The organism is Haloactinospora alba, assembly GCF_006717075.1.
Classification (GTDB): domain Bacteria; phylum Actinomycetota; class Actinomycetes; order Streptosporangiales; family Streptosporangiaceae; genus Haloactinospora; species Haloactinospora alba.
In genome coordinates this window covers 2,333,041-2,359,231 of sequence record NZ_VFQC01000001.1, presented here as the reverse complement: position 1 = coordinate 2,359,231, position 26,191 = coordinate 2,333,041, and the positions used below count along the sequence as shown (strand labels likewise).

Below are 26,191 nucleotides of genomic sequence, written 5' to 3'. Positions count from 1 at the left end.
GTGACGGTGTGCCTTATCGCCGTTGTGCCGTCAGCCACACCGCTCCCATTCCTTGGGCGTCTTGGACGGAGGGGATCCGCCGCGCCCTCGCGTCGTCCTACCATTGTTCCTGTCGCTTGTCCGCCTCCAAACCCCGTTGGTGCGTGGCGCGACAGCCCGAACCACGCGGAAACAACCCGGGCCGACCCCAAGGAGAGCGAGAGTCCCCCATGGCACAGCGCCCCCTTCTCCGGGACGTCATCGACATCAAGGAGTCCATCTCCACCTCGGACTTCGTGCTCAGCCTGGCCGATGCGGTCACCTCCGGAGGCGTCGAGAACGCGCTGGCCGACTATGTGGTCACCGAGCGGCTCCTGGAGAACTTCGATGAGGCGCTCGGCCTGATCAAGTCCGCCGTGGACGGACACACCTCCAAAGCGGCCTACCTGCACGGTTCGTTCGGTTCCGGTAAGTCGCACTTCATGGCGGTGCTGTACGCGCTGCTGTCCCGCAACCAGACAGCGCGGGCCCGCGGCGACTTCGACCCGGTGCTCACCAAACACGAATGGCTGGACACCGAGAACCGCAACTTCCTGATGGTGCCGTACCACATGATCGGCGCCAAATCCATGGAGCAGCGGGTGCTGGGCGGCTACGTCAACCACATCACCACGCTGCACCCCGAGGCGCCGCTCCCGCGGGTGTACCGCACCGACAATCTGTTCGAGGACATCCACGCCATGCGCGAACGGCTCGGCGACGACGCCCTCATCGCCGGCCTCGGCGGCGCGGATGCGGCCGACGAGTGGGGCGAGTCGTTCGCCTGGACCCCCGCGCTGCTGGACACCGCCCTCAACGCGCCCGAAGCGCACGAGGACGAGAAGCTGGACGAGGTCCACCCCACAACCCCGGTCGAGCTGCGGGCCCAGCTCGTCCAGGACGCCACCACCCACCTGCTGCGCGGGTTCACCCGCAACGCCGCCGAGAACGCCGACGGGTTCGTCTCCCTGGACGCCGGGCTGTCGGTGATCGCCGAACACGCCAGGTCGCTGGGCTACGACGGGCTGGTCCTGTTTCTGGACGAGCTGGTGCTGTGGTTGGCCACCCTCATCCACGACCAGCAGTTCGTGGCCCGCGAGGCCAGCAAGATCACCAACTTCGTGGAAAGCGGCGACGCCCGCCGCGCCATCCCTGTCATCTCCTTCATCGCCCGCCAGCGCGACCTGCGGGAACTCGTCGGTGAGGAGATGTCCGGCGCGGTCGAGACCTCCATCCAGGACTCCCTCAACCTCGCCTCGGGCCGGTTCGACAAGATCACCCTGGAGGATCGCAACCTCCCCCAGGTCGCCCAAGCCCGTCTGCTGCAACCCAAGGACACCGAGGCCGCCGCCCAGATCGGCGCGGCCTTCGAACAGACCAAGAAACTCGGCCCGCAGGTGTGGGACACCCTGCTGGGTTCGGACCAGGGCACCACCGGCGCCGACGAGGAGTCCTTCCGGCGGACCTACCCCTTCTCGCCCGCCTTCATGGACACCCTGGTACACATCTCCTCGGCACTGCAGCGCTCCCGCACTGGGCTGAAACTGATGGGCCAACTCCTCGCCGACCGCCGCGACGACCTGCGCCTGGGCGACCTGATACCCGTCGGCGACCTGTACCCGGTGATCGCCCAGGGCGGCGACAGACCGTTCACGGACCACCTCAAAGTGGTCTTTGACGCTGCCGACAAGCTGTACAACACCAAACTGCGGCCCTACCTGCTGGGCGCCCACAGCCTCACCGAGGAGGACGTCGAACAGTACCAGCACCGGCCCGACAGCATCACCGACACCGGGCTCGCCCAGCGCTGCCAAGTCTTCCTCGGCGACAACCGGCTGATGTGCACCCTGCTGCTGTCCGCCCTGGCACCCAGCGTGCCCGCCCTCAACGACCTGACGATCCGCCGGCTCGGGGCGCTCAACCACGGTTCGGTCACCGCGCCGATCCCCGGTGCCGAAGTCGGCATCATCAAAAGCAAAGTCGCCGAGTGGGCCACCCGGTTCCCCGAGATCAAGGAGACCGGCACCGAGGCGAACCCGGGAGTGCGGCTGGAACTGTCCGGCATCGACGTGGACTCGGTGGTGCAGAACGCCGCTGTCAACGACAACGCCGGCAACCGGATCGCGCTGGCCAAACGCCTCCTCGCCGAAGAGCTGGACGTTCGCCGCCTCGATGGGCGGCTGGGCGCCGATGAGCTGACCATGGTGTGGCGCGGTTCCACCCGCACCGCCGAGGTGCTCTTCGGCAACATCGCCGACAACGACGAGCTGCCCGACCACGATATGCAGCCCCAGATGCCCGACCAGTGGCGCGTCATCGTCGACCTGCCCTTCGACGAGGGCGAGTTCGGTCCCGTCGACGACCTCAACCGCATGCGCACACTGCGGGAACGCCAGGGGGAACCCGCCCGCACCGCCGCCTGGATCCCCACCCATCTCTCCGCGCAGCGCATGGCCGAGTTCCGCAGGCTCGTCATCATCGACAAGGCGCTGGCCGACGACCACCGGTTCACTACCCAGTACGCCGCCCACCTCAACCCCGACGACCGGGACCGCGCCAACGGGATGCTACAGACCCAGCGCGAGTCGCTGACCAAACAGGTCAAGGCCGCGTTCAAACAGGCCTACGGGCTGGCGGACAAGAAGGACGCCGACGTCGAGCTGGGCTTCGACGAACACGTCGTGTCGCTGCCCGGCGTCGACGAGTTGAAAATCTCCATCGGCCAGTCCATGCGCGAGGGGATCCGCCACATCACCGGCACCCTGCTGGCCCACCAGTTCCCCGACCACCCCGACCTCGACCCCGACGGCACCGGGACCGCGGTCAAACCCGCCGACGCCCGCACCGTGTTCACCAACGTGCGCCAGGCCGCCGAGGAACGCGACCGGCGCGTGGAGATCCCCGCCAAGGAGCGCGCGCTCATGCGGCGGATCGCCGAACCGTTGGGAATCGGCCAGCAGAAGGAGGCCTACTTCGAACTGTCCGACCGGTGGGCCGACCACTTCCGCACCCAGGCCCGAACCGAGGGCATCACCGGCGACCTGCCCCTGGCCCGCCTCACCGACTGGACCGACCTGCCCCGGCCGCGCGGGCTGGAACCCACCCTGGCCACCCTGGTCGTGGCCTCCTTCGCCGAGATGGACGACCGGGTGTGGGTGCGCGGCGGGGCGCCGCTGGACCCCGCCCCCGAACTGGCACAGATCAAACCCGGCGACGCGCTGCGCAGCCAACCCCTGCCCAGTGAGGACGACTGGGAGCGGGCCCGCCACCGGTTCGAGGCCATACTCGGCACCAAGGCGCCCACGCTGCGGCGCGGCCGGATGGTCACCCACTTCGCCCGACAGATCACCGAAGCCGCCCGCCAGTATCGGGAACCCGCGGCCGAGCTGGTGCGGCGACTGGAACAGCACGCCGAGTTCCTCGCCTTGGACGACACTGACGAGGCGGGCCGCCTGGTGCTGGCCCGGCGCTGCCGGGAACTGTTGGCCACCCTGGAGGAGGGCGGGCAGGGCGCCGCCGGCAGCACCGGGGCGAGGAAAACCATCGAGGCCCTGGCCCGGTTCGACCTCGGCCAGGTCAACGCCGACCGGTACGGGACCTCCATCAAACAGGCGCAGCAGGTGGCCCATGCGCTGGCCGTAGCCTCCTGGGACACCCTGGAGCTGGCCCAGGGCCAAGGCGCTGAGGGCCGGGAGCTGCTGGAGTCGCTGCGGGGCGCGGCGCGGGCCGACCAGCGCACCGTCGACCTCGCGGCGAAACTCGACGAGACCCGCGGTGCCGTGACCCAACTGATCAAACGCACCCAGGACGGGAAAACCGTCCAACCCGACCCGCCCCCACCCGTGCCAACCCCCGACACGGTGGACCTGGACACCGACTCCACCACCCCACGCGTCACCGCGACGGACACCAACGACCCCGAACCCGGCACGAGGACCGTACGCCGCTCCGGCGAGTCCCGCACCACAGCGAACCAGGCCGCCCAGAAACTCAGCGAGGAACTGACCGAGCTCGCCAAGCGGGAACCCGACACCACCATCAAGATCACCTGGCAGGTCGTGGAGTAGTGAATACCCCAACCACCACGAGCGCGGTGCGGCTGACCACCGCCGCCCTCACCCAGTACCTGGCTACCCACTCCTCGCTACGTAACTCCCAGACGGGCGGGGACCGGCGGCGCGTGGTGCTGCTGCGCTGCGCCCCACAGTGGGACGGGCCCGCCGAGGTGGCGCTGGAGGAGGAGCACCACGCCCGGGTCGCCGTAGCGCCCTCCCCACTGGCCGTGCACGAACTGGTGCTGGACCACCTGGACGGCGACACCGACAACCCCCGGGTGCTGGTCGTGCTCACCGACCGCGAGCAGCCCGAACTCGACCCCGCCATCCTCGCCCGGGTGTACAAACAGCGCATCGACACCGTCAGCAACTGGGACCTTATCCAGGAGGCGTTCGGCGCGACAGACGTGGACTCGCGGCTCAAACAGGAAAACTGGGCCGCCGAGGCGCTACTGGAAGCCACCCCGCCCGGCGGGTGGCCACGCCTGCCCGGCGGGACCCTATCCCGCCGGGCAGGCCTTACGGCGCTGGCCCTGCGACGGCTACGCCTCGGCCGTTACGCAGAACACCCCACCACACGCGGCTTGGACAGCGACAGCCTCGACCCGCACACCCTGCTGCGGTGGTCACTAACCCCCGGCGGGCCCGAACAGCTACTGGGCCTGCGGGAAACCGAACGCCACGGCCTGGCGCAGTTCCTCGCCGAAACCGAACAAGCCGGCCCCACCGGGGAGATCCTGGCTGCGCTCACCGAGAACGGCCACGGCGCCGACGCGGTCCCGTTCGGGCTGGTGTGCGCGGCACTGTGGGACCACGACGCGCCGGACGTCGCCACCTACCGGGCATGCGGACGCGCCGAACAGTGGCTCGGCCCCACCCCACCCGCCACCGGCGAAGCCCTGGACGAACGGTTGGCCGTGTTCGGGCGCTCCTGCGCAGAGTACGTGCGCGTTCTGCTGCAGACTAGCCACAGCGACGGGGAGACGGCGCGCGAAGCCCGTCGCACCACCGAACCGGTGCTGCAACGGGCGAGCCAGTTGGTGCGCCAGTTCGGCGCCGGCACCGCGGCCGCCACCAGCCCCATCCTGCGCGAGGGGCTCGACGCGCGGTTCACCGCCACCGGCCACGCCCTCGCCGACGGTTCCCCGAACGCGGTTGCCCAGGCCGTGGCCGAGCTGGGTAAGCACTGGTTGGCCACCGAACCGGACGTGCGAGTGCGTGTCGAACGGGCACGGATGGGCCAGCGGCTCACCCAATGGTTGACCACCGCACCAGCGGCCGGTTCCGACACGGTGGCCGCCGCGGTGCAGCGCCACATCGGCGACACCGGCTGGGTCGACCGGGCCCTGGACCACATCCAGGCCGGCGGCGACCCCGACCCGCAGCTGAAAGCCGCCTACGACACGCTGGGCGCGCGGGTGCGCGAGACACGGCGCGGCATCGACCGGTCCTTCGCCACCACCCTGGCCACCTGGACCACCGCCGGAACCGGGCCCGGGTCGATGCTGACCGTGGAGAGCTTCCTGAGCCGGGTCGCCGCGCCCGTGGCGGCCACCAAACGACGCGTCCTGCTGCTGCTCCTGGACGGGATGAGCGCGGCCATCGCCACCGAGCTGGCCGAGGAGCTGCGCTACCACTGGGCCGAGTACGACCCGCTGCCCGAGAACACCGAATCCCCACCGCGGCGGCGCGGTATGGCCGCCGCCCTGCCCACCCTGACCGCGGTGTCCCGCACCTCCCTGTTCGCCGGCGAGCTCACCCGCGGCACCCAGGACGACGAGAGGCGGTTGTTCTCCCAGCACCGGTTTCGGCGCCAGCTCCAGGCGTCGGTGTTCCACAAGGACGAGCTGCGTGGTCAGAGCCCTGGCGATACGTTCGGCCCCGGGCTGAGTGACGCCCTCGCCGAGGAGCACACCCACGTCGCGGTCGTGCTGAACACCATCGACGACCGGCTCGCCAAAGAGCAGAAACTCGGCGACGGTGCGTGGCACCCCGACGAGATCGGCAAACTCCGCGAACTGTTGCGCGAGGCCGCCACCCAGGGCATGGCCGTGCTTATCACCAGCGACCACGGCCACGTCGTGGACCGCTACGGCACCAAGGTCGACACCGCCGGTGCCGCCTCCGCCCGCCACCGGGAACCCGCCCCAGGCCAGGGAGCACCCGCCGACAGCGAGGTCGCCCTGTCCGGGCCGCGTGTGGTCGCTCCCGAGTCCGGCGGCGAGGTCGTCGCCCTGTGGGACGCCGACTCCCGTTACACCACTCAAAAGGCCGGCTACCACGGCGGTGCCTCACTCGCCGAGGTCGCCATTCCCGTGCTGGCGTTCCTGCCGTTCGGGGCGAACCCTCCCAGCGGGTGGCGCGAGTTGGGCGACCAGCGCCCCAGCTGGTGGCTCCTGGAACCAGAGGCGTCGGTCGAGGTGTCGGCCCCGGCCGTTCCTGAGGCCACGCCCGCACCCCGGTCAACGCGGACCCCCACGAGGAGGGTCGAGCCCGACCGGGAGCACGACGCGTTGTTCGACCTGCCGGAGGAACCACCACAGTCGGCGGACACCCAGGACGCTCAGCCGCCGGAGGAGTCGCTGGCCGACCAGCTCCTGGCCACCGAGACCTTCCAGGCCCAGGTGGAGCTGTTGGCCCGCAAACCCCCCATGGAGAAGGTGGAGAACGCGATCCGGGTGCTGACCGAAACCACCACCCTGCCCGCTACTGCCCTGGCACAACGCGTCGGGTACCGGCAGAGCCGCGCCGACGGGTTCGCCGCCGTGCTGCGCCAACTGCTCAACTACGACGGCATCCAGGTGCTGGAGACCCTGTCCGACGGACGCACCCTACGGCTGAACCTCCCGCTGCTACGCGACCAGTTCGAGTTGGGAGGGCAGCGCTGAGGAGTTCGCGCTTCGACAGGGTCGGAGGCCATCGCGCTTGGTTGCGGCGAGGAAGGCACTCACTCCTCGCCGCGAGTTGGGCCAGCTTCCCGTGGTGCCGTTCCCGCTCCGCGTCGAATCGGAGACCACCCCAGGAATAACCACCACGCTCGCCCCGCAAGCGCGGGAGGTGCCACGGTCCTAGCCGACCGGCACTTCCGGTCAGTTCCTACTTCAGCCGGTCCAGTCCCGTGGTGAAGGCGATCCATTCCCGGTTGCTGAGCAGGAGAACGGTATCCCGTGGGTGCACTGAGTCGCGGAGCCCGACGGAACTCGGCGTGTGGCGGGTGATGGCGGCCTCGACGCAGCCGAGATTGCCGCTGCGATCGGACTTGTGGAAGTCGGTGTCCACGAACGGGTGCTCACTCATGTACGTGTCCAATCCGGATCAGTGGGTGGGAGCGAGGCCGACGGATTCGAGGTAGTCATGTAGCGGGACAGCCTCTGCCTGGGCGGCGTGGCGCCACGTCACGTGTTGCTCGACACGGTCGGAATCGGCGAACTCAACGCCGAGGAACTCCCGCTCGGGGCCGTACTGGAGCACCGCTGACCGCGCGTCGTCCAGCAACCAATAATCCTCCCCGTGGGGTAGCCCGAGAGCGTCGGCCCGAGAGCGTGAGAGGATGCGCACGTCCTCGCCGGCGTCGACGCTTGCGGGGTAGGCGCAGGTAATCTCGAACTTTAGATAGTCGGTCAGTTCCTCGGGAACGACATGGACGCGCCCGATGGACCTTGCGGTTTCGCGGATCGTTTGGACGGTCTGCTGCCAGGAACGCCGCCAGTCCGGTTCCTGCGGTTCACCAGCCAGGAAACGGCGGTAGGGCTCGCGCTCGTTCTCCGCGAGATAGGAATCCAGGGTTTCCAACCGGAACGCCGACACCTGGAAACTGTCCAGGAACCGGGAGGCGAACTCCGAGGCGGGCATGGTGGTCATAGCACTCCTATTCGGCCTACGGCGCGGCCGTAGTCCATGATCGTTGTGTGGGAGATGTCGTCTTCCTCGATTAGACTAGAAAAAGACTAGAAACGGAAGGGTTGTGCCTGACTCCGCATCCGTCCAGCAGCAAGCCGCGCGCGCCCGGTTGGCCCGGGTGTTGCGCACGCTCCGTCTGGACAGTGGCCGGTCGGGTGAGCAGCTTGCCTCGGCGCTGGGCTGGTCTCAGTCGAAGGTCTCCAAGATCGAGCGGGAACGCACACGCCCGTCCGGGAGCGATGCCGAGGTGTGGCTCCAGGCGTGTGAAGCGGACGCCGCTACGCGGGCTGAGGTGGTGGAGCTGGTCGAAGCGGCACTCGTCGACGCCCGGCACTGGCGGGCCGCGCACCATGAGGGGCTCGCGCGTCGGCAGCGCGAGGTTGGCTATGCCGAGGAGCGGGCAAGCCGGATTTGCTCGTTCCAGCCGGACCTCGTGCCTGGCCTGTTGCAGACGGCCGACTACGCACGAGAGGTTCTGACACTGGCTGATATATCCGGGCAGCGTGACATCGCGGCGGCAGTGGCCGAACGGCTGCGACGTCAGGAGGTGTTGTACCGGGAAACGACCCGGTTCGAGTTCGTGCTCACCGAAGCCGCGCTGCTATGGCACGCCGAGGACTCTCGCCTTCTTCTTCCCCAGCTCGACCGGGTGCTGTCGGTGGGTACCCTGCCCAATGTCGGGGTTCGGGTGTTCCCTCTCGGGGTGCCGTTCGGTCACGCGCAGCTGCACGGCTTCCTACTGTACGAAGAGGAGACAGAACCCTGGGTTCTGGTCGAGACCTACACCCGCGAGCTCATACTCACCGACGCGGATGAGCTCGCCACCTACCGCTCCATCCACCAAAGCCTCACCGAGTACGCCTTGCCGGAGGACGAAAGCCGCGAGTTCCTGCACACGTTGCGTCGGCGTGTCGGTAGCCAAGGCTGACGGGAAGGGCGTCACGACTCTTGAGACAGACGATTCTCTTTTCAGTCTTATTTTAGTCTGGTTTACTGTCCTTGGTAGCGCGAGAACAGAGATCGGACGGTGCATGTGGACGGGTGGGAGCTGGTCAAGCTACGAACCGCCGCTGACGGAGAGGTTCGGCGTTCCAACAGCGGAACGTCGTTCCTACGGCTCGGCGGCCCCGAGGTGGAAACCGAAGCACGAACCCAGGCCACCCTGGCCGCCCATGGGTACCCGGTCCCCGACGTCGTCGAGGCCGGAAAGTGGGAGGGGCGCTACTTCTTCGTGGAGGAGAGCCTGGGGGAGAGTTCCCTTCATGACAGCGCCCTGCGCGACGTGGAGGAGACCGGTGCCGTTCGTACCGGCACACTCAACGCGGCGACTGAGGTTTCGACTCGGTTGTTGGCCGCTCAGCTCCGAACGGCACGTCCGGGAATCACGGGGAGCCAGGAGTGGATGTACCGGGCTGGGTTCGTCGACAACGTTTTGACCGAGAACCCGGACCTGGACCACGCGCGGGTACACGACGCTCTCGCCACAGCCGGCGAACGGTTAGGCGAGCTTCCCGTATCTCACGGCCATCTCGACTACGGCCTGCCCAACGTGTTTCCCAGCGGAGTGATCGACTGGCAGCATCACGGCACCGCGCCGGTGGGGTTCGACGTGTATCCCATGTTGGACATCACCGCTTTTAAAGGAGGCGGTACAGGTTACACGTTCACGCGCGAACAGCGCCGTTCGTACACGGCGGCTTTGGACGCGGTGAGCGTCGAGCTTCTGGGTTCCCCTCTCAGCAGCTTCGTCGGCGACTTCCTGCTGGTGAAATGCTTCTTCTTCCTTGCCCTGATGAAGCCGAAAGACCACGGGAACCAGCGAAAGGCGCGAAAGTGGGCCTACCGAAGAGCCCTGCTCGTCCAGGGGCTGGAGTCCTACGAGCGTCACCGGCACATCGACACCGGAAGTTTCCCGACTCTGGACGCGTTCAGCACTACCCCAGCGGAACAGCCTCCACGGGAGAGCACATGACCACCACAGCACTCTCGGACACCGATGTGGTGCGAGACCGTGACTACCTGCTTGCCGACAACGGCATCATTTTCAAGGTCATTGGAGACGTACACCCCAAGACCCACTATCTCGGATACGTCAAGTACCACCCATCTCCCCTGGGTGATCGGTATCTTCTCGGCGACACGTACCGGAAGAACACCATCGTCCCCGAATCCTTCGGAATACTCGCCGACCACCCTGACTTCTACGTCTACTCCGACGAGCTCGGTTGCGTCATCACCGGAGTGCCACAGGCGCGCCTACGCACGCGTTACTCATGTCGAGAAGCGTTGGCAACGATTCGCAGCGCCCCCACGAAGGTCATGCGAGTTCCGGTTGGTCAGGACCTACTTTCCATCATTGACGCGATCGCCGACAGTGGAAACCTGCCCCTCTTCGGCATCACCGGTTCGTTCCTGGTCGGTTGCTTCACCACGGATTCCGATATCGACCTGGTCTGCTACGGAGAGGAAGGCTATGACGCCGCCCGGCGGCTCTTCGCCGACGAATCCCTGATCGTTCCCTACCGGGGCGCCCGGGCACAGCGGCTCTACCAGCGCCGTGCCACATACATGGCGGGTAGCGGGTTCAACTCTCTTATGAAACAGGAAAGGCGCAAACTTCAGGGCGTCACCACGGGGACCGGAGCGCACATCAACTGTGAGCCGCTACGCGCCGACCGCGACACAGACCTCCAACGCATCGGCGCGATGAAGGAGATCGGGGAAATCCAAGGACTGGCGGAGGTCACCGACCATTCTCAAGGGCTGCTGACACCAGCGATCTATGGCATCAATCTCGAAAACGTCCTTGGGTCGACGGTGGACGATCCCGCATGGCTCACCGCACGCGTCACGCACATCTTCTCTCACCTGGGTGCTCACACAGGTGCCTTCCGCGCGGGAGACCGCATCCACCTGTCGGGGCGTCTGGTGCATTTCCGTAACGACAACCGCAGCGGCTTCGGGATCTCCCTCACCCCGTGGAGCGTGCAGGGCGACTACCGTGCCACCCTCATCAATTGACGCTCAGGGGATCGAGTGGACCTCGCATTCGTCAACGGCCCGATCCAGAACGGCCTTTTCACCTTCCGCAGCGCTCCCGGTAAGGCTGTCGGGCTACTGGCTGCCGAAGCCCTCAACGATCTACTGGAGAACCCGGTCGCACGGCATCTCTGGAACTGCGCCACCCTCGCCAACGATCTCCGGTACCGGACCGTGCGAGGAACTCTCGCGCGAGAGGCTTTCGAAAGTGACGGGATCCGAGACAAATACTCCGGTTCCGCATGGGAATACGCCGCTGTCAGTACTACAACCGACGCCGATCCCGAAGTGCGCATCCTCGCACTCGAGCTGATCAGTGAACGGTTATCGACCGGAGATCTGGTGATCTCCCCAGAGGACGTCCACGTCTGTGCCGTGTGCGGGCATATGGTCGGAGCCGCTGCTCCGTACATGTGCGCAGCCTGCGGCAGCGGTCGCTTCCGTGATGAGAAGCAATGGCACCTGATCCTCACCCGTCCCACCGGCTGGCCCGTGCTCGATCACGCCGAGGTGTACGGAACCGGCCGTGTGAGACATCTGAAAACCAACGCCGCCCACGCTCCCGAACGCCTTGTGCTGTCCCGAACCCGAGGTCACGGGATTGGGCTAGACGGCCTCGGCCTACCCGGCCTGGTACTGGATCCGCGAGCGGCCGTACATGTCACCACCTTGGCCGAGGGAAGGCGTCTCGGCGCTAAGCGGATCGTCATGACCGCAACTCCCACAGCCATCGCCAACATCGCCGCCTACGGCAGCCCGTTCCGAGAGTGCGCGGAGACACGGTTGCTCTACGGCCCGCACTGTCGCCTGCCCTCGCCGGCAGTACAACTGGCGGATGTATCCTCCGAAGACCGTCTGCGCTTCCTCTTTCGTCGCTGGTTCCTGCCGATCGCCGCGTTGGGGAACACGACCGATATCCCGAATACCCAGATCCCCGCCCTTTTCGCGTATTTCCGAAGGGCTTACCTTCGCAGTGGAAAAACCGCGGAGGATGGGACCGGTTCTCTCCAGATGGCTATCAAAGCCGGAGAGCACCGTTGGGTTATGGACAAGGAGCAGCTCGCCGAAGCCGTGCGGACCCTACGGTGATGAGAAGGGCGACCCGGCTGTGCGGGCGCGGCCGGGAATTCGGAAGTTCCCTCCGCCAGCGGGAACCTTTTCGCCGCGGCCGGTAGGTGTGTGGCCCGGGTATGCGATGGGACACTGGGACCCGTGCCTAGCCCGACCCCACCCCAAATCAGCGTAGCGCGCCGCCGGAGCGTGCTGGACGCGCTACGGCGTGGCGCCGTCCCCGAGAGCGGGCTCGACCTGTTCGCCACCGGCCTCGACCACTTCGCGGCGGCGCTGGACGAAGAACTGGACACGGCCGCCTCCGGCGGGGCGAGGTTCAAAGCCGTGCGCGGCGAGTACGGCTCCGGCAAGACCTTCCTCACCCGGTGGCTCGCCGAACGCGCCAAACGGCGCAACTTCGCCACCTGCGAGATCCAGATCTCGGAAACCGAAACCCCGCTGCACAAGCTGGAAACCGTCTACCGGCGGCTCACCGAGCGGATGGGCACCGCCAGCTTCCCACCCAGCGCACTACGGCCGGTGGTGGACGCCTGGTTCTACGCGCTGGAGGAGGACGCCCTCGCCGACGGGGCGGACGAGGAGCAGCTGGACTCGGCGGTGGAGAAGCTGCTGGCGGCCCGGCTGGCCGAGGTGTCCCGGCACGCCCCGTCATTCGCCACCGCCCTGCGCGGCTACCGCACCGCACTCACCAACGGGGACGAGGCCACCGCCGCGGCGGTGCTGGCCTGGCTCGGCGGGCAACCCCACGTGGCCTCCGTCGCACGGCGCGCCGCCGGCGTCCGCGGCGACCTCGACCACTTCGGTGCCCTGGGGTTCCTGCAGGGGCTGCTGACCGTACTGCGGGACAGCGGCCACCCCGGCCTGCTCGTGGTCCTGGACGAGGTCGAAACCCTGCAACGGATGCGTTCCGACGCCCGAGACAAGGCCCTCAACGCGCTGCGCCAACTCATCGACGAGGTGCACTCGGGTCGTTTCCCCGGCCTGTACCTGGTGATCACCGGAACCTCGGCGTTCTACGACGGTCAGCAGGGTGCCCAACGCCTCCCCCCGCTGGCCCAGCGGCTGGCCACCGACTTCAACACCGACCCGCGCTTCGACAGCCCCCGCGCGACTCAGCTGCGGCTGTCCGGGTTCACCCCCCAAGCCCTGGTGGAACTCGGCTCAACCATCCGCGACCTCTACGCCGCCGGGTCCCCCACCCCTGAGAGGATCACGGCGCTGGCCGACGACGACTACATCGCCGAGCTGGCCCGCGCGGTCGGCGGCGCCCTGGGCGGCCGGACCGGAGTGGCCCCCCGGCTGTTCTTGAAGAAACTCGTCGGCGACGTGCTCGACCGGATCGACCAGTTCCCCGAATTCGACCCCAGGCGGCACTACACGCTCACCGTGGCCGACGACGACCTCACCGACACCGAACGCAACCTGGCCGCCTCGGCCGACGACGTCGACCTGGACCTGTGATGGCCGAGCCCGACGATCCCCTGCACCGGCTCGACCCCGTCCTAACCCACCACATCGTCAACACCCTGGGCTGGCGGGACCTGCGACCGCTGCAACGGGCGGCACTCGCCCCCCTGGCCGGCGGCGACGACGCGCTGCTGCTGGCACCCACCGCCGGCGGCAAAACCGAAGCGGCCTGCTTCCCGCTGCTGTCGGCCATGACCCACCAGCGCTGGAACGGCACCTCGGTGCTCTACCTGTGCCCGCTCAAGGCACTCCTCAACAACCTCGCCCCGCGGATCGACAGCTACGCTCACTGGCTGGGGCGCCGCGCCGCACTCTGGCACGGCGACACCACACAGGCGCGGCGGCGACACCTCCGCACCGACCCGCCCGACATCCTGCTCACCACCCCCGAGTCGCTCGAAGCGATGCTCATCGGCGACACCACCGACCACACCCACCTGCTGGGCAGTGTCCGCGCGGTAGTTGTGGACGAGGTGCACGCCTTCGCCGGCGACGACCGGGGATGGCACCTGCTGGCCGTCCTGGAACGGCTGGAACGCGTGGCCGGCCACCCCATCCAACGTGTCGGCCTGTCAGCCACCGTGGGCAACCCGCACCAGCTACTCACCTGGCTGCAGGGGGCCAGAGCCGACCAACGAGCCGGGCAGGTGATCGCACCCGAACCCGCACCCTCCGCACCGGCCGGGTCCCCACCCGAAGGGGAGGTGGAGCTGGACTACGTCGCCTCGGTAGACAACGCCGCGAAACTGGTCGCCACCCTGCACCGCGGGGAGAAACGCCTGGTGTTCTGCGAGTCCCGCCGGCAGGTGGAACAGCTGGGCGAGGCGCTGCGCAACCGCGGAGTGACCACGTTCCTCTCCCACGCCTCACTGCCCGCCGAGGAACGCACCCGCTCAGAGCAGGCTTTCGCCGAGGCGCGCGACTGCGTCATCATCGCCACCTCCACCCTCGAACTCGGCGTCGACGTGGGAGACCTGGACCGGGTGGTCCAGCTCGACGCGCCCCGCACCGTCACCTCGTTCCTGCAACGCATCGGGCGCACCGGCCGGCGCACGGGCACGGTACGCAACTGCCTGTTCCTCGCCACCACCCGGACGGCGCTGCTCCAGGCGGCGGGACTGCTCCTGCTGTGGGGCCGCGACTGGGTGGAGCCGGTGACCGCGCCCCCCGAACCGCGCCATCTGGTGGCCCAGCAGCTACTCGCCCTCACCCTGCAACAGCGCACGGTCGGCGACCGGCTGTGGAAACGGGAGTGGAACGGGTTGGCGCCGTTCGACCGCTCGGCGGCCCCCACTCTGGACCACATGGTCGAGAACGGGTTCCTCGACCGGGACGGCGGAATGCTGTTTGTCGGCCCCGAGGCCGAACACCGTTTCGGGCGGCGCCACTTCAGCGAACTGACCGCCTCGTTCACAGCGCCGCCGCAATTCACCGTGCTGGCTGGTCGCCAGGAGGTCGGCCGTGCCGACACCGCGGTGCTCACCGAGGAGCGGGCCGGTCCGCGGCTGCTGCTGCTCGGCGGGCGCAGCTGGCGGGTGACCTCCATCGATTGGACACGCCGGCGAGTGTTCGTGGAACCCGCCGAAGGTGGGGGAGTGGCCAGGTGGAGCGGCGGCGCCGCCGGGCTGTCCTATGAGCTGACCCGTGCCATGCGCGAGGTGCTGCTCGGGGTCGAACCGCCGGTGTCGCTCACCCGCCGGGCTCACAGCGCCCTTGTCGCCTGGCGCCGGGACGATGCCCCCACGATGGTGCACCATACCGGGACCCTGGTGGCCCGGGACGGCGACACGGTGCGGTGGTGGACTTGGGCCGGGTACCGCGCCAACGCCACCCTCGCCGCGACCCTGCCGTCGGTGGCCGACCAGTCCCAGCGGCCCACGGACCTGTCGCTGCGGCTGCGCGCGGACCTCACCCCGGCGGACTGGAACGCCGCCCAGGCGGGCGAGACGGCCCCCGTGCTGCCGGAGGTGGACCGCAATGCCGTGCGCGGGTTGAAGTTCGCCGCCCTCCTACCGGAGAACCTGGCCGAAGCCACCCTCGCCGCCAGGCTCGCCGACGTCGACGGCGCACGCGCCGCCCTCGCCGAACCGGTCCGGCTGCAGCTCACCCCGGAATCCGCGCACCAGCTCCACTAATTCAGGGCTGCCGCACTGTTCGGGGCGGCGTGAACATCGGAAGCGTGCGTACCGGTAATCAGCGAGAAGTCCTACATCCCCGGGCCGACACGCACAGGGGGTCAGGAGTGGGTCGGTTCCGCTGCGGCGGTCGTCTCCCCGGGGGACGCGTCCAATCGAGAGGAGATCCAGGTAGCGACGAGCGTCAGAAGTTCGGAGGAAACGGGCTCGCGCAGGAGGCGGCGGTAGGAGCGCAGGCTGTGGTGCCCGTGGTCATGGCGCAGCACGTGGGTGAGGGTGGGGGTGCGATGGGTCTCGGCCCCGCCCGGTACTAACCGCTGGATTTCGTCCAGATCAGCGGGATCGACCTGAATGTCCTTGGCGCCCGTGACGGCCAGGACAGGGGCTTCGATGGCGGCGAGGTCGTCCCGGGTGTCGTGGGCGAGCATTTCGCGCATCCAGCGGGCGTTGACCGGGAGTCCCGCGATGCGTGCCACGTCCGTACGGGTCTTCTTGATGCGGGCGAGGGTCCGGTCGAACAGCGCCCACAGAGGCCGCCGCAGGAGGCGGATGGGGCCGGGCAGACTCTGCACGATCGCGCGGGACTGCCGGCGGAAGGCGTCTTCACCCAAGCGGGCGTATCCGGCCAGTAACACCACCGCCCGCGCATCGTCGTGTGCGCCGAGGGACATGGCGTGCAGGGCGCCTTCGCTGTGGCCGATGGCGCCGACGGCGTCGGCACGGACAGCGGGGTGCTCGGCCAGGGCGCGCAGGGCGCTGGCAGCGTCGCGGCGGTTGTCGGCGACCCCAGCGGTCTGCCATTGGCCCGGGGTGGCGCCGGCCCCGCGCCGGTCGTAACGCAGCGTGGCGATGCCTTGCTCCGCTAGGGCCGCCGCCATTGGACGGCCGAGGTTCATCGCGAGTTTGGGGGAGTTACCGTCCCGATCCATGGGTCCCGAGCCGTGCAAGAGCAGGACTGCGGGGTGCGGGCCGGCGCTGGGCGGCAGGGTCAGGGTGCCGGCCAGGCGGGTCCCGTCGTCCGTGGTGACCGTCATGTCGGTATCGGGCACGACTTCGCCTCTCATCGGTATCAATTACGAGAATATTCTCGAATATGAGAATATAAAGTCATGGCGAACGCAACCGCGAACCTCCTGCTGCATCCCGTGCGGCTGCGCATCCTGCAGACCCTGGGAGGCGCCGACGAACTGACCACCGCACAACTACGCGAACGCCTGCCCGACATACCGCACGCCACCATGTACCGGCACGTCACCACCCTCACCCGAGCCGGGATTCTGGAAGTGGCGGCCGAACGGCCCGTCCGCGGCACGGTCGAACGCAGCTACCGTATTCGCCCGGACGCGGGCCTTATCGACGACGACGCCCGCACCACCATGACCGAGGACGACCATCGGAGGGCCATCGCCGCCTTCGCCGGGGCCTTCCTGGCCGACTTCGAGCGCTACCTCTCGCGCGACGACGCCGAACCCTCCCGCGAGAACGTCCTCTACCGACAGGGCGCGGTATGGGTGACCGACGACGAGTTCGCCGCACTGGTCGACGACATCGAAGCTGCCATCGCCCGCCGCACCCGCTCTACCCCGGGCGACGGCCGTAACCGCCACCTCCTCAGCCTCGCCTTCGTTCCGGACAAATCCGCCAAGGACACCGCGGAAAGCCGAGGCGACGATTCCTGAGCGGACGGGGATCGCACGCTGACGGGTGCCTGCGGCACAGGACCGCAGCCGACCTGCCCCCAGCTACGGACCTGGCGATCGCGCGAGGCCGTGATCGGACTCCTCCGCGGACACTGGCCTGAGAGCCCGTAGCCTCCGGCGGAGATACCGCCGCACCCGCCACCGCCCGGCTCTCATCCCCTCTTCCGGTGTCACGGTCGGTGTGCCAGCCTCAGCGCGGCCCCAGCCGTTGGTCGAGCGCATTGCCGACATCCGGGCAGTTGCCGCGGATAGTGTCCAGGAAGGCTTCCAGCGCCGGCGAGCGGTCTCCGGCGCGAAACGACAGGTTCAGGTCCGGCAGCCGGGTCCGTGGCGTCACGTCGCAGAACCAGACGTCGGGCCGTGCGTTCAGCCGCATCCGGGAGGGGCCCAGGCCGACACCGACCCCGCATGCGGCCAGGCCGGTGATGGTATGGACGTCCCGGGCGACCGTGGCGCCTTCCAATGTGTGCGCTTCGTCGCCGAGTAGCGCGCGCAGCCCGATGGCGATGGCGGGCTCGTCCTCGCCGGGGGCGACGATGAGCTGCTGGTGGCGCAACTGGTCCAGCGCAACCGTTTGCTGCCCCGCGTATGGGTGGGAGTGGGCCACGACAGCAACCAGGTGGTCGCGCCCTATGGTGACGGAGACCAGCGCCTCCGCTCCGGTTCCGCGCGGCGGTCCCAGCCCGATAGCGGCGTCTAACTCGCCCGCGACTAGCGCGGCGGTACTCCTGCTCGTCGCCATCTCGTGCAACATCAGACGTACGCCCGGCCGTTGCGCCCCGAACCGGCCCAGTACAACGGGCAGCGGGTCCAGCAGTGCGGAGGCGACGAATCCCAGACTCAGTTGCCCCGTCTCGCCGCGGGCAGCCCGCGCGGCGTCCACTGAGGCGGCGGACGCCTCGGCCAGCGACCTGCGTGCTCTGGCCAGGAACGCCTCACCCGCGGACGTAGGGATGACCCCGTGCGCGGTCCGGTCGAACAACCGGGCGCCGACCTCGTGTTCCAGGGCCGCGATCTGCTTGGACAACGGCGGCTGGGCTATCCCGATGGCCGCCGCGGCTCGGCGGAAGTTCTGGTGGTCGGCGAGCACAATCGCGTAACGCAGGTGCCGCGCCTCCATACCGGCTCCCTCCCTTCATCCGATTTGATATCTCAGGGATATCACGCGCCCTCCTGTAAGACATACCGCAACACATCCGACGCCGCCATGTGTGGAATTGAGGCCATGGTTTCCACCCCGATAGACACACTGTTCGTCCTCGTCCACGGCGCCTGGCACAGCTCCGCGCACTGGGGACCCACCCAGCGCTCGCTCGCCGCCCTCGGCGCAGCCAGCGTCGCCGTCGACCTGCCCGGCCACGGGCTCGCCGCCCCGCTGCCCAGCGGCTACCTCACCGCATCCCAGCTCGGGATGCGCACGGAAAAGTCGGAGCTGGCCGGGGTGACAATAGATGAGTGCGCCGACACGGTGCTAGAGACCCTGCGCTCGGTCCGCCCCCGCGCCCGCACCGTCGTCCTCGTCGCCCACAGCGCAGGCGGTGGCCCCGCGTCTCTGGCCGCGGAACGTGCCCCCGAACTCGTTGACCGCATCGCCTACCTGTCCGCGTTCGTCCCGGCGGGGCGTCCGCGCTTCTACGACTACCTCTCCGCGCCCGAGAACGCCTCCGCTCTCGGTGGCGGCCTACCGGTCGCCGGTCCCGACGAGGTCGGTGCCCTGCGGATCAACCCTGTCTCCACCGACCCGGACTACGTCGAAGAACTGCGCCAGACCCATTACCACGACACACCTGCCGACCGGTTCGACCGATGGCGGATGGCCCTAAGCCCCGACCTGCCCATGGCCATTGCATCGAGCCCGGTCCCCCTAACCGCCCAGGGCTGGGGTCGCATCCCGCACACGTTCCTGCGCTGCGCTGAGGACCGGTCGCTGCCCACCGCGGTCCAGGACCTGATGATCGCCGAGGCCGACACAGCATTCCCCGGCAACCCGTTCACGGTGCACACGCTGCCGGGCAGTCACACCCCTTTCGCCGCGCGCCCCGCCGAACTGGCGGCTGCGCTCACCTCCGCTGCCTGGCGCTCATGACCGCTGGGAATCCACCCATGACGTCCGTGGCGCGTCCGGCCGCATCCAAGCTCGTGCTGCCCGTGGTGCTCAGCGCTACCTTCGTGCAGCTGCTCAGCGTGACCATTGCGCAGGTGGCTGCACCGGAGATCCAGCACGACCTGCACGCCAGTCCGGGTGAGGTGCAGCTTATGCTCGCCGCTTACACCCTCTCCTACGCGTGCCTGCTCATCACCGCGGCACGCTTGGGCGACCGCTACGGTTACCGGCGCCTGTTCACCATCGGCACCGCCGTGTTCGCACTCGCCTCCGCGGTGTGCTCGTTCGCGTCGACGCCGGCCATGCTGATCGCGGCCCGGCTGGTCCAAGGCGCGGGAAGCAGCCTCGTCGCCCCCCAAGTCCTCTCGATTATCCAAACGGCGCTGCCTGCATCGCGGCGCGCCCACGCACTGGGGCTGTACGGGGCGACAATGGGGGTCGCCTCGCTGGTCGGACCGCTGCTGGGCGGGCTGTTGATCGGCGCGGACCCGCTCGGGATGGGCTGGCGCTCGATCTTCCTGGTGACCGTTCCAGTGGCGCTGGCGGCACTGGCGGGGGCACGGGTACTGCCGCGCTCACGTCCCGCCGACGGGCAGCGGATCGACGCGCTCGGCGCGGTGCTCGCCACAATCGGGTTCGGGATGCTGATCCTCCCGCTCGCTCTCGGGCCAAACGCGGGATGGCCGCCGTGGACCCTGGGCAGCCTCGCTGGCTCCGCGGTTGTGTTGGGCGGCTTCGCCGCAACGCAGCGTCGCAGCTCGGACCCGCTGATCCATCCTGCGGCTCTGCGTGACCGGACCGCGCGCTCCGGCATCCTGCTGGTCTTCGTCTTCAACACCGGGGTTCCGTCGTTCACCTACCTGCTGTTCCTGCACCTGGAGCAGGCCGCCGGCTACTCCGCGCTGGCCGCCGCCGCGCTGTCGTCCCCGTTCGCAGCCGCGGCCATCGTCGGCAGCCGATGTGCTGCCGGCCTGGCCCGCCGCCACGGTCCGCGCCTGCTGACCGCCGCCGCGTTGGCACTGGTCGTGGTCATGGTAGGACTCGCCCCGCTCGTGGGTAGCGCGGTCCCGTGGATGGCGGCGCCGTTGCTGGCGCTGGGCGGCGCGGCGTTCGGCGCGTTCACCGCCTCGGTGTTCTCGCTGGTACTGGCGCGCGCGAACACCGATACCGCTGGGTCGCTATCGGGACTGCTGCCCACCGCCCAGCAGCTCGGCGGGTCTGTCGGTATCACATTGGCCGCCCTCGCCTACTTCGCACCTGCTGCCGACTCCGGCGACGCGTTCTGGCACGCGATGCTGTATCAGGCCGGGGTCTTCGCGCTCACGGCCGTGATCAGCCTGCGGCTGGGCCAGGGATGGCCTTCGCGGATCTCGGGGGTGAGGGGACTTGCTGATTCCGGGCAGGGAGTGAGCCGATGATTCTACGCAGCTAGGTCCTGTTTTCGGACTCTTGTCCTGCTTCGCGTTGTCCCAGCGCACCGCCTGGCGGCGTTTCCGTCTCCTCGACAGAGCCTGTGCTCTGCCTGGCTCCTCGGCCGTGCCAGGCGGTACTGGAGACGCCGCTCGCGACGAACAGCGTCCAAAAACAGGATCTAGTGGGCTGGCCGCTCGCCGCACGCATGCGCACCGAACTGGTCCCCGACGCGCTGGAGGCAGCGCGGGTACCTGGTCGGGGCGGTGTTGCATCCTGACCACGGCGCCCCGTACACCTCAGACGAGTCCACCGAACTCCACGCGTGGATGGAAGTGGTGCACTCGATGGGTGCGGTGCGTTCCAGCGCTGACAATCAATACCGGCGGATGTTACGGGTTCCAGGTCATGGTGGCATAGACCCGGTCGAAGCGTCCTGCGGCCAGGTCCTGCCGAGCGATCGACCAGGAGTACAGCGCCATCTCCAGGCCCTTAAGCCCATGCCACCACTGGGCGAGACACACCCAGTCCTCGGGGCGTATGTCCGCATCGGCTTTCGGTAACGTGCCCTTCTGCTCCGCTCGTGCCGCCTCCTTTCCGGCCAACACGGCGGGATCCTCCTCGCAGTATTCGTCCAGGGCGTATCCGCCGAGCTGGAGCCCGGGACGGACAATGTCGTCTGCCATCTCATCCCAGACCTCAAGCACTTCTTCCCAGGCCGCAAGCTGTTCCTTGGTGTAGTGATGATCCGAGAACCGCATGGTGGCAGGAGGGGGGCCAGGGTCGTGGACCTGGGAGTGTTCCGGTAGGGAGATCCCGGTTCTCAGGTGCAGCCGCCTCTCCGGAAACTCCACCCCGTACAGTTCGTTGCCCGGTTCCGGGTCGAGATCCACCTGGCGTTCCTCGACGGGCGTACCGGCAGGGATGTGGAGCGCACTACCCAGTGTTTCGTAGCCCATCAACGCGGGATTGGGCCTAGCGAACAGCAACAGGTGGCCGTCGGATGGCAGGGTGAGGTTCGTCGTGCCCTCGGGTATTGCGGCGAGGTCGATGGTGGCGGCGAGCTTGCACCACGGGTCGGGAGCATCGGTGGGCAGCATCAGAGGGCCGCCGAGCCGACCCACGACCGGCCCGTCCCCTGTCGGATCCAACTTCGCGCACGGACGGGCGGTACCGATCCACCGTTCGAGATCGTCCGGGGGGATGCCCGTTGCGAGGGCCTTCGTGCGGAACTGGCTGAGCCTGTCCAGCATTTCGGGGGTCAGTGCCATGGTGAACTCCTAAGGTCAGCTGATGTCGCGGGCGTCGAGAACGGTGACGTTCGCCCCGCGTGCCTTGAGCTCGGTCAGCGCGGGGGTGAGGGTTCCTGACTCGGTGAAGGTCCAAGACTCGTCGGGCACCTGGAGGTGTGTCAGCGACGGCATGTCGAGCAGAGGCCGGAGGCCGTTCACCGAGCGGCACTCGCTCAGGTCGAGCTCGGCGAGGTGGGGCAGCCGGGCGAGGGCGGTGATGTCCTCCAGATTGTCCACCTCGAGTTTGAGAGTGCGAAGACTCCGCTGGCTGGCCAAGGGTGACATGTCCCTCCAGCCCGCGCCGGACAGGGAGAGCGAGTCGAGGGAACCGGCAGGTATCTCCTCCACACGCGGACAGTTGCTAAGGGTTAGTTCCGTCAACTCGGGGCATTCCTGAAGGGAGCTGAGCGAGTCCAGGGTCTCCATGTGGAGGAGGGTCAATGTGCTCAGCGGGGAGCCGGCCGAGACCGCTGAGGCCGGTGAGCTCGTCGACCTCAGTGACGTCCGTAATCCTCCTGCACCAGTCGAGGTGGAGCTTGGTGAGCATGGTGAGATGCCGCAGGCCCGTGAGCGAGGTGATCTCAGACAGCCGCAGCTCGGTCCTACCCTCGTGACGGAACACCGGGGCGAGCAGGTGCTCAGCGAACCCGTCCGAGTCGCGGGCCGTCGACCACAGCCGAAGAAGCAGCTTGGAAGCGTACTTGTCCTTGTTGGTGAACCGGGCGGCCAGTTTCAGTGCCTCCCCGCCGTCGCCCGGTGCGGACAGCTGCACGAGTTCCCGGACGGCCTCGCGCGCCTCGCCGGGCTTTGCGGTCTCCAGCAGTGCTCTTAACTGGTCGAGTCGGGGTGCGGTGTCGGCACCTCCGTCCCTGTCGTTGTTGTGGATGCCGGGGGGAGTTGGCTGTGTCATGGGAGGGACTGTAGGGGCCGGATGTGACAGGGGATTCCCTCTCGCCCGTCCGGCCCGGATACGACGAGGCCGACGTACTCCAGGGGTGGGGGCACCCCCACAGGGCGGCGATGCGGCTGCACCACACCTTCGGTCGCGCTGGTCGGAGTTGGCGGCCTTCGAGCCTCATGAGTACGGCGAGATTAACCACGCCATCCTGGTGCGCGCCCCACTGCGGGAGGCCGCCGGGCGGCTGAAGAAAGCAAGACGCCTGTGGTGGGGTGCGACGGAGTTGTGTGACGCCACGCACGTGAAGTCAACGGTGGCGTTTTCTCCGATCGCGGTTCGCTGCCGACCGGTGGAGAAGAACGGCCTCTTCGGCTGGGACGTCGGGAGTGATGGTCCGAGGCAGTGTCCGGGTAGGGGGCGCCACGGGCATGGCGCCCCCTGGTGGTCTTCCGCTGACCGAGCCGCGTCCACACCGCGCAATGCGGGGTGCGCGCTCGTCGCGTTGCCGGACGCCGGCGTCCCCGACGAGCGCCGCGGTTCCGTCAGTGCAGCCGGCGCAGTGTTCGCCGCGTCCGGCTGCTCCCCTCGTTCACCGGAAGCGGGTCAGCGGGTGAAGTAGACCGCGTAGAGATGCCCGTGGTAGGCGGTCAGACCCAGGCCGAACGACGTGCCCGGATGGATCTGCGCATTCCACTCAGGGGTGCTCCAGGTCGGAACGTCGGGTCCCAGCCTGGCGGTCCAGTTGTGCAACTCCGTGCCCGCCCACTGGTTACCGGAGGCGTACAGCAGACCGTTGTAGGGAGTGAGCGCGGGGCGGGCCGTATCGAACGTTCCGGCGAGGACCCGGTGCCCGTCCCACCTGTCGGTCTCGGAGTCGTAGGAGGTCCATCGCAGTTCCTGCGTCTCGTAGCTGTCTTCGGCGAGGCGAGGGGAGTACATGACGTACAGCCGTCCGGCGAAGGGGGCCGCTGCTACGGGGTCGTAGGTGTCGACGCGCCAGAGCTGCCTCCATGCGCTCCACAGGTCCTGTTCGGCGTCGTAGGTGGCGCAGTGGATGTATCCGGGCTTGTACTCACGGTCGCGCAGGAACACGTACAGCAGCCCGTGGTAGGCGGCCAGGGTCGGCGGCTGGCCGCTGTCAGGGGCGGAGGCGATGTGCTGGGGCGGGCTCCATCCGCCTGTCTCGTCGTCGTAGCTGATCAGGAACGTTTTATGTGATTGGGAGACGTAGCAGCAGTACAGTTTGCCGTTGTAGGCAGCGAGGCTCGGGTTGGTCCCGGCCTGGCGGCCCAGGCTGACGGGGGTGCTCCATTCCGTCCCGTCGAAAACGGTCCAGTGGAGTTCGTCGCGGGTCGAGTTGTAGACGCAGTGCAGGTTGCCGGCGTAGGAGTCGATCGCCGGGGCACGCCATCCGACGGCCGGGGTCGGCTGGTCGGGCAGCCAGGTGTCGCTCTCCCAGTCGTAGCGGCTCCAGGTGAGGGTCCAGTTGCGTTTGGGCTGCGGGTCCGGCTTGGCCTCCCGAGCATAGGACCGTCGTCCCGCCACATAGGTCTCTGCGACGGCCTGGTCGTCGCCCAGGATCGACAGCGCGAACAGCACGTCGGTGATGTTGGGGCTGTTGCGGGTGCGCCTGGCCAGCAGAGGGGTGGCCTTCGGGTCGAGAACGGTGAAGTCGGCCTCGTACCCGGGTTCCAGTGAACCGATCTGGTGGTCCATGCCCAGCGCGACGGCGCCGCCCTTGGTGGCCAGGTAGAACATGCGCGCCGCGTCGAGAGGGTAGTCGCCGAGGGCCGCCACCTTGTATGCCTCGCTCATCGTGCTCAGGGGCGAGAAGCTCGTCCCGCCGCCCACGTCGGTGCCCAGCCCTACCGTGATCTGACGTCGCGGGTTCTTGGCGTCGCGGAGCTGGAAGCGTCCGCTGCCCAGGAACAGGTTCGACGTGGGGCAGTGAGCGATCGCCGCCCGGGTGGTGCTGCAGGTGTCCAGCTCACCGGCTGTCAGCTGGACACCGTGGGCCAGAACCGCCCGGGGACCGAGCAGGCCGTAGTGGTGGTAGACGTCCAGATAGCCTGAGCGCTCCGGGAACAGCCCGCGCACTTGGTAGACCTCGTCGGGGTTCTCGGAGACGTGCGTGTGCATGATCAGGCCATCGGCGCTCCTCCAGAGGTCGTCGGCGGCTTGGAGCATCTCCCCGGTACAGGCCACTGCGAACCGGGGGGTGACGGCGTAGACGCCGCGGGTTCCCGGGGCGTGGTGCCAGCGTTCGATCAGTCGGCGGGACTGCTCGTAGGCTTCCTGGACGGAGGAGTCGAGTAGTTCCGCGGGGGCGTTGCGGTCCATGAGCACCTTTCCGGCCGCCATCCGCATCCCGCGCCGGTTGGTCTCCTCGAACAGCGCGTCGACCGATTCCGGGTGGCTCGTGCAGAAGACCAGCGCGGTGGTGGTGCCGTTGCGCAGCAGCTGCTCGCAGAAGAGCTGCGCGATCTCATCGGCGTATTCCCGGTCGGAGAACTTCATCTCCTCCGGGTACACGTACTTCTGCAGCCACTCGATCAGCTTCTCGCCGTAGGCCCCGATCATGGCGGTCTGCGAGTAGTGCACGTGCGTGTCGACGAACCCGGGCGTGATGATCTTGTCCCGATGGTCGACGAAAGTGGCCTGCGGAGGCAGGTGCTCGCGGACGCTTTCGTAGGGGCCGCAGTGCTGGATCTTCCCGTTCGAGCAGATGAGGAGGCCGTCGTGCTCGTAGCGCATCGCGTACTTGTTGGGGACCAGGAAGGGATCGTCGTGGAACCAGAGCAGTTGTCCCCGCACAGCGACGGTCGATTCGGGGGCGGGCGTTTCGCGGGCCGCCGGGTTTCCGGAACGGGATGCGTCGGCGTTGGCACGGGCACTGTCGAGAGTCTCCAGGGGGGTCACCTGATTACCTCCATGAAAGTCCGTTATGCGAAGGGGAAAAGGCCGGTTCCTGGCGGATCGCGTGCGCTCAGGAACCCACGCTGCAATTACCCCGGGCTGCGGGAAAGGAAATCGGTGCACCGGAATTCGGTTCTGGTTTTGGAGTTCTGAAATGAGGGGTGCCGGATTCCTGTCCTTCCTTGT

The 26,191-nt window shown here is 68.2% G+C and carries 19 protein-coding genes; 11 read left to right on the top strand and 8 right to left on the bottom strand.

Features of this window, described 5'->3' with window-relative positions:
- The first annotated feature begins 209 nt into the window (after positions 1–209).
- On the top strand, positions 210–4,085 hold the full coding sequence (pglY, locus tag FHX37_RS10640; RefSeq protein ID WP_141923749.1) for a BREX-2 system ATPase PglY: 3,876 nt from the start codon (positions 210–212) through the stop codon (positions 4,083–4,085).
- On the top strand, positions 4,085–6,961 hold the full coding sequence (gene pglZ / locus FHX37_RS10635; protein WP_141923748.1) for a BREX-2 system phosphatase PglZ: 2,877 nt from the start codon (positions 4,085–4,087) through the stop codon (positions 6,959–6,961). The genes pglY and pglZ overlap by 1 nt, the downstream gene beginning before the upstream one ends.
- A 208-nt stretch (positions 6,962–7,169) precedes the next feature.
- Here the strand turns inward: pglZ and FHX37_RS10630 are convergent, their stop codons facing one another.
- Complete coding sequence (locus tag FHX37_RS10630) at positions 7,170–7,370, bottom strand: DUF397 domain-containing protein (protein WP_141923747.1); 201 nt, start codon at positions 7,368–7,370, stop codon at positions 7,170–7,172.
- 18 nt (positions 7,371–7,388) lie between these two features.
- Positions 7,389–7,934, bottom strand: coding sequence for a DUF6879 family protein (locus FHX37_RS10625; RefSeq protein ID WP_141923746.1), 546 nt, complete (start codon positions 7,932–7,934; stop codon positions 7,389–7,391).
- A 103-nt stretch (positions 7,935–8,037) separates the two neighbouring features.
- Here FHX37_RS10625 and FHX37_RS10620 point away from each other — a divergent pair, with 103 nt between their 5' ends.
- The 6 genes from FHX37_RS10620 to FHX37_RS10595 all read left to right on the top strand — a co-directional run bounded on the left by FHX37_RS10620 (position 8,038) and on the right by FHX37_RS10595 (position 15,685).
- Positions 8,038–8,901: a helix-turn-helix domain-containing protein gene (locus tag FHX37_RS10620; RefSeq protein ID WP_141923745.1), complete on the top strand. Its 864-nt coding sequence runs from the start codon at positions 8,038–8,040 to the stop codon at positions 8,899–8,901.
- Between the two features lie 99 nt (positions 8,902–9,000).
- A complete protein-coding gene (locus FHX37_RS10615) occupies positions 9,001–9,945 on the top strand; it encodes a phosphotransferase (RefSeq protein ID WP_246062236.1) in 945 nt (314 codons plus the stop codon).
- Positions 9,942–10,994, top strand: coding sequence for a hypothetical protein (locus tag FHX37_RS10610; RefSeq protein ID WP_246062235.1), 1,053 nt, complete (start codon positions 9,942–9,944; stop codon positions 10,992–10,994). Before FHX37_RS10615 ends, FHX37_RS10610 begins: the two co-directional genes overlap by 4 nt.
- A 15-nt stretch (positions 10,995–11,009) precedes the next feature.
- Positions 11,010–12,101 (top strand): hypothetical protein, encoded by a 1,092-nt coding sequence (locus FHX37_RS10605; protein ID WP_141923744.1) that lies wholly within the window; start codon positions 11,010–11,012, stop codon positions 12,099–12,101.
- A 123-nt stretch (positions 12,102–12,224) separates the two neighbouring features.
- A complete protein-coding gene (brxD, locus tag FHX37_RS10600; protein ID WP_211351803.1) occupies positions 12,225–13,544 on the top strand; it encodes a BREX system ATP-binding protein BrxD in 1,320 nt (439 codons plus the stop codon).
- Positions 13,544–15,685 carry a DEAD/DEAH box helicase gene (locus FHX37_RS10595; RefSeq protein ID WP_141923743.1) on the top strand — a complete coding sequence of 714 codons (2,142 nt, stop codon included), beginning with the start codon at positions 13,544–13,546 and terminating at the stop codon, positions 15,683–15,685. Before brxD ends, FHX37_RS10595 begins: the two co-directional genes overlap by 1 nt.
- A 101-nt stretch (positions 15,686–15,786) precedes the next feature.
- On the opposite strand, the gene FHX37_RS10590 is transcribed toward FHX37_RS10595, so the two are convergent.
- Positions 15,787–16,734 (bottom strand): alpha/beta hydrolase family protein, encoded by a 948-nt coding sequence (locus FHX37_RS10590; protein ID WP_141923742.1) that lies wholly within the window; start codon positions 16,732–16,734, stop codon positions 15,787–15,789.
- Between the two features lie 60 nt (positions 16,735–16,794).
- On the opposite strand from FHX37_RS10590, the gene FHX37_RS10585 reads away from it, so the two are divergent.
- A complete protein-coding gene (locus FHX37_RS10585; RefSeq protein ID WP_141923741.1) occupies positions 16,795–17,364 on the top strand; it encodes a helix-turn-helix domain-containing protein in 570 nt (189 codons plus the stop codon).
- Between the two features lie 211 nt (positions 17,365–17,575).
- Here FHX37_RS10585 and FHX37_RS10580 read toward each other — a convergent pair whose 3' ends face one another.
- Positions 17,576–18,505: a LysR family transcriptional regulator gene (locus FHX37_RS10580; protein ID WP_141923740.1), complete on the bottom strand. Its 930-nt coding sequence runs from the start codon at positions 18,503–18,505 to the stop codon at positions 17,576–17,578.
- Between the two features lie 105 nt (positions 18,506–18,610).
- Here FHX37_RS10580 and FHX37_RS10575 point away from each other — a divergent pair, with 105 nt between their 5' ends.
- Both FHX37_RS10575 and FHX37_RS10570 read left to right on the top strand, forming a co-directional pair.
- Positions 18,611–19,471 (top strand): alpha/beta hydrolase, encoded by an 861-nt coding sequence (locus FHX37_RS10575; RefSeq protein ID WP_211351802.1) that lies wholly within the window; start codon positions 18,611–18,613, stop codon positions 19,469–19,471.
- Positions 19,472–19,488: 17 nt separating this feature from the next.
- Positions 19,489–20,907 carry an MFS transporter gene (locus FHX37_RS10570; RefSeq protein ID WP_211351801.1) on the top strand — a complete coding sequence of 473 codons (1,419 nt, stop codon included), beginning with the start codon at positions 19,489–19,491 and terminating at the stop codon, positions 20,905–20,907.
- Between the two features lie 384 nt (positions 20,908–21,291).
- Here the strand turns inward: FHX37_RS10570 and FHX37_RS10565 are convergent, their stop codons facing one another.
- The 4 genes from FHX37_RS10565 to guaD all read right to left on the bottom strand — a co-directional run bounded on the left by FHX37_RS10565 (position 21,292) and on the right by guaD (position 26,008).
- The gene (locus tag FHX37_RS10565) at positions 21,292–22,170 is read right to left on the bottom strand and encodes a YwqG family protein (RefSeq protein ID WP_211351800.1); all 879 of its coding nucleotides are present in this window, start codon (positions 22,168–22,170) and stop codon (positions 21,292–21,294) included.
- A 15-nt stretch (positions 22,171–22,185) separates the two neighbouring features.
- Positions 22,186–22,539, bottom strand: a complete 354-nt coding sequence (locus FHX37_RS10560) for a leucine-rich repeat domain-containing protein (RefSeq protein WP_141923739.1) — start codon at positions 22,537–22,539, stop codon at positions 22,186–22,188.
- Positions 22,540–22,552: 13 nt separating this feature from the next.
- Positions 22,553–23,101, bottom strand: a complete 549-nt coding sequence (locus FHX37_RS10555) for a hypothetical protein (protein ID WP_141923738.1) — start codon at positions 23,099–23,101, stop codon at positions 22,553–22,555.
- A 591-nt stretch (positions 23,102–23,692) separates the two neighbouring features.
- Positions 23,693–26,008: a guanine deaminase gene (guaD, locus tag FHX37_RS10550; RefSeq protein WP_246062234.1), complete on the bottom strand. Its 2,316-nt coding sequence runs from the start codon at positions 26,006–26,008 to the stop codon at positions 23,693–23,695.
- Between the last annotated feature and the right edge of the window lie 183 nt (positions 26,009–26,191).